Annotated in this window: 6 protein-coding genes and 2 pseudogenes; all 8 read right to left on the reverse strand. The window is 54.9% G+C overall.

All coding sequences use genetic code 11. The features are described from left to right. Positions 1-170: 170 nt before the first annotated feature. On the reverse strand, positions 171-368 hold the full coding sequence (locus FHC48_RS22520; RefSeq protein WP_071788853.1) for a hypothetical protein: 198 nt from the start codon (positions 366-368) through the stop codon (positions 171-173). 26 nt (positions 369-394) lie between these two features. Then, positions 395-1,075 (reverse strand): annotated as a pseudogene (locus tag FHC48_RS22525) (type IV secretion protein Rhs); the annotation flags it as partial. A 102-nt stretch (positions 1,076-1,177) separates the two neighbouring features. Next, positions 1,178-1,472 (reverse strand): annotated as a pseudogene (locus tag FHC48_RS22535) (YciI family protein). Positions 1,473-1,694: 222 nt separating this feature from the next. Next, positions 1,695-2,051 (reverse strand): hypothetical protein, encoded by a 357-nt coding sequence (locus FHC48_RS22540; protein ID WP_023292183.1) that lies wholly within the window; start codon positions 2,049-2,051, stop codon positions 1,695-1,697. Beyond that, positions 2,048-6,472 carry an RHS repeat-associated core domain-containing protein gene (locus tag FHC48_RS22545; RefSeq protein ID WP_119312130.1) on the reverse strand — a complete coding sequence of 1,475 codons (4,425 nt, stop codon included), beginning with the start codon at positions 6,470-6,472 and terminating at the stop codon, positions 2,048-2,050. The genes FHC48_RS22540 and FHC48_RS22545 overlap by 4 nt, the downstream gene beginning before the upstream one ends. Before the next feature lie 3 nt (positions 6,473-6,475). Then, positions 6,476-6,916 (reverse strand): DcrB-related protein, encoded by a 441-nt coding sequence (locus FHC48_RS22550; protein ID WP_045334940.1) that lies wholly within the window; start codon positions 6,914-6,916, stop codon positions 6,476-6,478. Positions 6,917-6,991: 75 nt separating this feature from the next. Then, complete coding sequence (locus tag FHC48_RS22555; RefSeq protein WP_059363139.1) at positions 6,992-8,068, reverse strand: hypothetical protein; 1,077 nt, start codon at positions 8,066-8,068, stop codon at positions 6,992-6,994. Positions 8,069-8,071: 3 nt separating this feature from the next. Next, complete coding sequence (locus FHC48_RS22560) at positions 8,072-8,299, reverse strand: hypothetical protein (protein ID WP_227028272.1); 228 nt, start codon at positions 8,297-8,299, stop codon at positions 8,072-8,074. Positions 8,300-8,495 lie beyond the last annotated feature (196 nt).

The raw sequence follows: 8,495 nt of genomic DNA on the forward strand, positions 1-8,495 counted from the left end.
TGATCGGCATCGCTCAGTCCGGTTGGTGGTTTTGGTTGGTTTGGCGATTGATCAGATCGCACAATCCGGGCTGAGTTCCCTTTCAGTGATCTACTATTCCGCGCATCTATTTAGACCCGCCTTATAACTATCCTCGCCCCTTTAGCATCTAATCTTCCAGAAATATATCGTTACTCAACACGAGCAATGCGCCGACGGAGAATGTCACTATAGTTATGATGATTACTGCTATGGAAGATATCCATACCTTTCCCTGCATCTTGTTTCATCGCTGATGCGCTACCTGGAAAATTAATACCATTAAACGCAGAGTTCATGTCTTTTCCGATGCCAATATCATTGAAGAATGATTGCTCCTCTTTCCACACCTCAACGGGTATAACATGGTGAGCAGAATTCGCTCCGGCGTGCCGTTCGGCTGGAAGTGGAACCAGAAAATCTCCGGGGCATCAACGCCGTCAATACGCGCCAGCGGGTCGTAGCTGTCCTGATCGCTGTAAACGTAGGTCAGCGGCACATCCCCGTGCACTTCATGCAGCAGCCGGAACCCTTCCCAGACAAACCGGGTGGTAACCGGCTTACCGGTTGGCTGTCCGCCCAGCATCTGGCGGCGCGTTTTGCTGATGCGGCGACCGAGCGGATCGTAGCGGAAACTGGCCTGCGTCTGCGGTTTGTTGCGATCCCGCGGCTGGCTGATGACTTCCGTCAGGCGGTGTTCGCCATCGTACCGGTAGTGCCGGATCTGGCCGTTATCCTTCTCTACGGTACGGCCGTGGATGTCATAGCGCCAGCGAATACCGTTCAGTTGCGTGACCCGGTTATGGGCAATCTTCTCTCCAGCGCCCTCTAACGGGTTACCAGCCGCATCCCAGCGCCACTGCTCTTGACCGGGCAGCATGCCGTACTTAACGAGCAGGCGCCCGGCTCTGTCGTACTGCCAGCGGTACCAGTTAAACGGGTTACCGTTCCGTACTTCCCGCACCAGGTTATTACGGTAGTCGTAATCCCAGCGGCGGGACCAGCGGCGCGGCGACGGGCATTGGGCATTGCCGGTAAAGATGTCCCGTCGATAAAGATTACATCGTTAAAGATGGCGACGTGATGAACTTCCTGTTCAACGTCTGAGTCGTCTTGAATGAAAAAAACCACGCCCTGGGGTGTTTTTTTTATTGCGGGGTCAAAACACATTGTCTAAGAGTTCTGTCTTCATACTGGGTTCAAAGGGAATGATCTCAACAGTCGCAAGCTTTAATCTCTGAAAAGGATCCTCGCGTAAGAGCTCTTCAAGAGAAGCAAGACTCTCGCATTTAGCGAGAATGACACTACCGTTTCTTGGGATCCCTCTACCGGATGTCAGGAAAATCCCCTCTGCGTACCCCTTTTTAAGCCACTCCACATGAGCAAGTATCGCTTCGTCGATTTCTTCGAGTGGTTTTATATAAGGCTAAAATAACTTCGTAAACTGTGCTCATCCTTTGCCTCTCAGTTTGTCTTATCGCAAGTAATAATTAAATCTTCCGTTGGTTTTACAGAGACGAATCCACTTATAGCATATGATTACATTATAATTCTTAGCGGAGCTTTAAGTCTTAAAAAGGGATCACTACGAGATATTACTATATGCCTCAACATAATAATGCCATAACATACAATAAAACTGACAAGATATTACTTCTTAAATTTTTTTATTTAACTTAATCACTAAAAATAAAGTTATCTTCTGCCAGATTATTTTTTTTTCTGTATTCTTTTTCCCACTCAAAGTATCCGTCAGGTTCATCTGGAGAAACTCCCTTTGTCCAATATTGATCACCATAAGCAATTAACATTGCCCAATGATACTCACTTTCATGACTGCGCAAAGCGACAGACATGTAATCATTTTCCTTAATACGAACAAGTGGAGAGGCTAATACTATACGTTCAGCCTCACTCTCTGTTTTATTCGCATATTTAACAATAATCGCTTTAATCAACTCAACCCAACTATAGTAATTAAAAATAACACTTTCATTAGAATTACTGAATTGGATACCATCGATAATATTCATTGACCTTTACACCTTTTTTTTACTTTATAACGATCAAACACGGCTGCTGCTTTATTTGAGAAAATAGCAAGCTGTGAACCTATGGGCTTAGCCTTTCCTCCTTTTTTTACAGTACCTGGGTTTGCTAACATTGGTCCACTTACAGCATCATAACTATGTGCAAGTGTGTTGGCTCTACCCTGAGTTACAAATTTAGCCCATTCATTATCAGCAGACTCAAATACTTTTATATTTAGTTTATCGAGTTCTGAATTCGGTATATCAAATTGCGTTATAGTTGGATGTCCTCTCAGCTCTGCCCATTTAATAGCCTGTGATTTATCAGTAGTTACGTAAAAACCACCTTGATTAGAAGGATTAAAATCTAATCCATGCCTCCCCATAGAAGGATTAATCTCGCCCCGAATATCACCAGCATGATAGAAAGTCGTTGATGATAAGCCAAGAGGATCAATATATTTCAGCGCATTCGGCGCATACTGGTAAAGGTTTATCCCCCCCGCCAGCCCTATCGGGTCCTGCTGCGTAAACCGTCCGCAGTCCGGGTCGTAATACCGGAACAGATTGTAGTGCAGCCCTGTCTCACGGTCCAGGTATTGCCCCTGCATGCGCAGGTTCTGAGAATATCCTGATATCTGCGTCTCGCTTTCCCGCAGCAGCTTGCCCCAGGCGCCGTTCACCCCTTCCCAGCGCACCTGCCCTTCGATATCCGTCATCCGCTCCGGCGTGCCGTTCGGCTGGCAGTGGAACCAGAAAATCTCCGGAGCATCAACGCCGTCAATACGCGCCAGCGGGTCGTAGCTGTCCTGGTCGCTGTAGACGTAGGTCAGCGGTACGTCTCCGTGCAGTTCCTGCAGCAGGCGGAACCCTTCCCAGACAAACCGGGTGGTCACCGGTTTGCCGGTTGGCTGACCGCCCAGCATCTGCTGGCGCGTTTTGCTGATGCGGCGTCCGAGCGGGTCGTAGCGGAAGCTGACCTGCATCTGCGGCCTGTTGCGATCCCGCGGCTGGCTGATAACCTCCGTCAGGCGGTGTTCGCCGTCGTACCGGTAGTGCCAGCGCGTCTGGCCGTTATCCTTCTCCACGGTGCGGCCGTGGATGTCATAACGCCAGCGAATGCCGTTCAGCTGCGTCAGGCGGTTGTGCGTGACCTTCTCAGCAGAACCTTCCAGCGGGTTACCGGCTGCATCCCAGCGCCACTGCTCCTGGCCAGGCAGCGTGCCGTCCTGAACGAGCAGGCGCCCGGCGCTGTCGTACTGCCAGCGGTACCAGCTGAACGGGTTATCGTCCCGCTCTTCGCGCACCAGGTTATTGCGGTAGTCGTAATCCCAGCGGCGGGACCAGCGGCGCGGCGACGGGCGCTGCGCATTGCCGGTAAAAACGTCCCGGCGGTGCAGTCGGCCGAGGCGGTCGTACTCGCTGCGGGTGGTCAGCAGACCCTGGGTGCGGCTGGTCTCGCGGTGGAGTTCGTCGCGGGTAAAGTCGGAGACCGAGAGCTTATCAAGAGCAATGCTGAGCAGATGCCCGCTGCCGTAGTAGAACTGCTTCAGCTCGCGACCATCGGGCAGCGTGACGGAGGTGCGGTTGCCCAGCGCGTCATACTCCCACGCCAGCTCGCCGTGCTCGCCCGCTTCGCGGGTGACGCGACCGAGTGCGTCATACTCAAAGGCAAGCTCCTGCTCTGCCTCGGTGGTCCACGCGTCGGCTGAAAGCGCCGGATGCAGCCCAATCCGGCTTAATAGCCCGGACGGCGTGTAATGGTAGCGGGTCTGCCCTTCCGGCGTGGTGCGGGCGACCAGCTGGCCGCTCGCGCTCCAGGCGAAGGCGTGGGTGATGGCCTCCGGATGGCCGGCGGCAAAGGTGCGCGCAATCGTGCGCCCGCAGGCATCATAGCGATACTGCGAGGCCACGCCATCAAGCCCCACCTCTTCCAGCAGCAGCGAGTCTGGCCCCCAGCGGAACTGATACGCTTCGCCGTTCTCGTTTTCCAGGGCAATCAGACGCCCGCGGCTGTCCCAGCGGCGTCGCACTTCTTCACCCTGCGTATTACGGGTGGCGGTTAAGCGCCCCGCCTCGTCGTATCTGAACTCACTCTCTTTACCGTCGGCGCCCGCATGCTTCACCGGCAGGCCACGTTCGTTCCATTTGAGTGATTCCGTCCAGCCTTCCGGGCGATCGAGCTGCACCGGACGCCCTGCGGCGTCGTAGCGGTAGCGCGTCTCTTCACCGTCGGCGGCTGTCTCAGCCACCAGCCAGCCCAGCGGATGATAGCGATAGCGGGTAATACGCCCGGAACAGTCCGTCGAACGGACAATCTGCCCGGCCTCGTTGTACTCCTGGTAGCGGCTGTTGCCTGCGGCATCGACCTCTTCTACAACCAGGCCAAACTCGTCCCGTCGCAGCTGCGTCGTCTGCCCCATCGGGTCCATCACGCGCTTGAGCCCGTGATGTTCGTCGTACCAGAACCGGGTGGCGCTGCCGTCGGCTTCGATAATGGCCGCGGGAAGCGCGCGGTGCTCCAGCCAGGTGGTGGTGCGGGTGTTGCCGTCGGCATCGGTCTCCTGCACCCGGTTGCCCATTTCGTCGTAGACGAAGGTGACGGCGTTTCCGAGCGGATCGATGCGACGCGTGAGAAGCTCGTTATCATCCCACTCGTAGCGCCAGTTTTCACCGCGCTCGTCTACGTAGCGGACAATCAGATTTTGCGCGTTCCAGTAGTGGCGGCGCGTCTGACCGTCGTAGTGTTCGACGGTCGTCAGCCCGGCGGCTAAATCATAGCTAAAGCGGCAGCCGTCGCCGGTGCTGGTGCGGTTTTCCACCACGCGCCAGTGGTCGAATTTTTGCCAGCGGTATTCGCTCTCCAGCCCGCCCGGCATCCGGTGCCAGACCATCAGGCCGTGGTCGTTGTAGCGGTATTCACGCGTCACCACGCCGGAGGCATCCGCCGCGCTCGCCAGCTGGCCGCGCGCGTCGTAGCCCCACTGCATCAGCGGCCAGGTCTGGTTGCCGTCGAAATGGCTGGCTGCGGTCACGCGCAGCGGGAAACGTTCATCGTCATAGCGCAGGGAGACGTCGATGGCCCGCGGCTCATCATGGATACCAACCAGCCTGCCGTGTTCGTCCCACGCCGTCAGCAGCGCATTGCCGTATTCATCGCTAAGGGAGGCCAGACGCAGGATTGAGGGGTTCGCCCGGGTGGGTTTATACAGACGCCACACCGCGCCGTCATCGTCGGCAATCGCCACGTCGCCGTTCTCATTGCGGCGGATAATGATGCCTTCGCTGATGCTGTAAAACGCGCGGTCGACAGGCGGCAGTTCAAAGCTCAGCTCGCGCCCGGTTTCATCGAACCAGGTCGCATTGTTATCTTCCAGCGAGAGATAGCTGTCAAAGGTCGTTGCCCAGCCCAGACCAAACAGCCCTTCGCGGGTGGTCAGGCTGTTGTAGCTGCGCTGCCAGCGAAGCGGGAAGCGCCCCGGCAGCGAGAAGTCGAGCTCATCGTCGTCGTTCAGCACCTTCACGCCGGTGGCGGCGTGGACCGGGTGCGAGGAGCCAAACACGGCGTTGACCGCCATATCCGCGAGCATCCCGCCGCCGGCCGAGGCCAGCGCGCAGGGCATGTTTTTCAGGATCTTGCCCGGACGCCCGCGCAGCAGGGAGAGCGCAATCATCCCCAGCGCCAGACCCGGCGTTTTACCGCTTTTGATATCGCGGACCGTGAGCGTGTCCCCGCCGATGATCACGTTCGGGGAGACGTCGTCGGAAACGGTGCCTTCGCAGGTGGTGCGATCTTTCGCACGCACCGCGGGCTGGCCATTGATAAAGACGCTTTTGGAGCCTTCCGCCAGATACTGCGGCCCGGAGTGCTTTTCACACGCCACCTTGTCCTCTTCCAGCGGCGAGGTTCCCGCGGCGGCTGAGGCCACGCTCGGCTGCCACATTTCGCTGCCAAACTGTCCGGCGGCGGAAAGCAGCATGCCCGCGTAATCGGCAAAGCTGCCCGGCGACTGCGGCTCAGGGGACGGTGTATCGGCGGGCGTGAGCGTGCCTGCCGCGCGCGCGGCAGGGATTGCGTTGGTCAGTACGTTGTTCGAACCGGTGGTGATTTTACCCGCAGGCGACGGCGGGAAAAGCGCATTGCCTAACCCTTCCGCGGCGTTGCTGATATCGTCGGTGATCCCCGCCACGTTCGCCAGCACGCCGCCAACGATGCCGCTTAACAGACAGCTGGACCCAATCGCCGCCACGCCCGCTGCGGCGGCTCCGGCACCGAGGAGTGGCGCGGCGGCCGTAGCCGCCAGCCCCACTGCCGCACCGATCACCGCATAGGCGGCACCTTCCGCCACAATGCTGGTGATATCAGCAAAAATGCTGGAGTGAAAAATCTCGTCGCCCTTACGGGCCGCGTTGTTATCGCTCATGCCTTACACATTCCGGTTGTCGTTTAGCGTCAGACTCTGCTTAAGCGCGCTCCAGCGCACCTCGTCCTCTTCGGTAAAGGCTCTTAATGCCGAGAGGGTAAAAATCATCAATACCGGTTTGCCCGGCGTCTGCACGGCCAGCTGTTTTTGCCACAGGCGCTGTCCGTTACGGTCAAAGGTGGTCTCGACTTCCAGTCCGCTAATTTTTCCGTCAGGCCCGGCGTTTACGTTCCGGAATTCGCTCTGGGTGATCTCACCCATCTGAGGACGCAACACATCCCACTGGCGGTGAAACTCTTGTTCGTAGTCGCTGCCATCGGGAATCACGCCGCGGCTGACCACCACGGACAGCCCGCTTTCGTCATCGCGAATAATGTTCATGCTGTTATCCTGCCAGGCAGCAGGAAAAAGGGAAAATGAACCTTCCTGGAGGGTGTATTTCATAAGTGAACTCGGGATGATTAATATTGAGAGAAACAAAAAGGCCAATCCATGTTGGCCCTTTGGCTGGCTGTTTTATTATTTACGCCATTGACCTGATTGTTCGACTAAAACATGGCTGCCTTTGCTGACAACCAATTTCACGGGTGCATACGTCACGGTATAAGCGATCTCGCCATTCTTGTAGGTTGAGCCGATTATTTTACCTGCGGAGTCGTGCAACGTTTTTCCCCTTAAGGAGATCGTACTGTTATCGCTTTTGCGCACGCCGAGATAGACCATCTGATCACATTCGCTATCAAAATGACCGCACTTATTTATAAGAGAAATAGCGAACCTTTCGGTGTCCAGTTTTCTGGTTTCAGCGTTTTGAACCGAAGCGGCTTTACGTAACGTATAACGCTGCGGAGCATAATCATTTCCTTTTTGAGGAGGAGTAACTAAACGCCATTCCATCTCACTCCCCTTTATTTCCAGAACAGCCCGTCCGCCTGCGCCGCCAAACGATGAGTTAAACGCTACGTTCGCACGGTTTCCCGCGATCGTACCGCTAAGATTTCGCTCATCATCTTCCGGGCAGTCGATGCGGTTTCCTCTCTGGGAGATATAGCAATAAGACCCGGTGATACGGTTGCCTGATTCAGCTAACTGCAGGGTTAACGTCGAGTCGTTGCCAACCCCGCCTGCCCAAACCCCGTCAAACGCAGGTCTCGATTGGCTGTTCGCTGCAAACTGCATCGTATTGAACCTGGCGGCCCATTGCTGAATATCGGCATTAATCGGCTGACTATTATCAGAGGACTGGTAATGGATAACGTTTGATTCTGGAACCACCCAGGCCGCGAAGATTTTGCCGTCAGGATTGATAACCAGCGCTGAGGCATTTTCCTGGTAGAGATCCTTTAGCCAGCCCTCAACAAACAATCCTCCACCTGGAGTGGTATGCGGTTCACCGAAGACATCAAAGTTATCAATAAAGGCCTGGTAATGATTTCCCAGCGTTTTCCTGAGAATGTCCGTCACTTCGCTATCATTAACGATGCGACTTACCGTATCGAGCTTATTGTACTGCGATAATTCAAGTGCCGTAGAGGTTTCAACGACGCCAGCCAATAAAGCCGCGCACAATGCGGATGCTAAAAGTTTATTGGACATAATTTACTCTGAAGAACCATTATCGTAATTCATTGTTATTTTCACAACGTTGCCGCCCTTCATCTCAAAAGAGAGTACTTTTTTACCCAACGCATAGGAAACCCACTGGGTCCCTGAATCATTTTCAACAAGGCCATTGCCGTATGCGTTGTTCAGCTCTCTGGTTGTTGAACCCACATGGACACCCCGCGGCGTTGCGAAGTCTTCGGCAGTCAGCGTAATCTGCGACACGATATAATCATCAACGCTTCGTTCAGCTTTATCCCACCAGAGATTGGAACTGAATATTTCTAACCCAGCCCTTTGATGCTGGGGAAGGTGCGAATAAGCAGGTCATTTCTTCCCAAGCTGACTCGCTGATTAAAATTTCGCGGATCTGGGCCGATTTTTTTCCCGCAAACACATCGAATCAGCCTATTTAGGCTAT

This window comes from Enterobacter sp. EC_50 (genome assembly GCF_019584525.1).
Lineage (GTDB): Bacteria > Pseudomonadota > Gammaproteobacteria > Enterobacterales > Enterobacteriaceae > Enterobacter > Enterobacter roggenkampii.

Excerpts from the sequence above, each read along its gene's own strand:
- FHC48_RS22540 (WP_023292183.1), bottom strand. The coding sequence starts at position 2,051 with ATGAATATTATCGATGGTATCCAATTCAGTAATTCTAATGAAAGTGTT.
- FHC48_RS22545 (WP_119312130.1), bottom strand. The coding sequence starts at position 6,472 with ATGAGCGATAACAACGCGGCCCGTAAGGGCGACGAGATTTTTCACTCC.
- FHC48_RS22550 (WP_045334940.1), bottom strand. The coding sequence starts at position 6,916 with ATGAAATACACCCTCCAGGAAGGTTCATTTTCCCTTTTTCCTGCTGCC.
- FHC48_RS22555 (WP_059363139.1), bottom strand. The coding sequence starts at position 8,068 with ATGTCCAATAAACTTTTAGCATCCGCATTGTGCGCGGCTTTATTGGCT.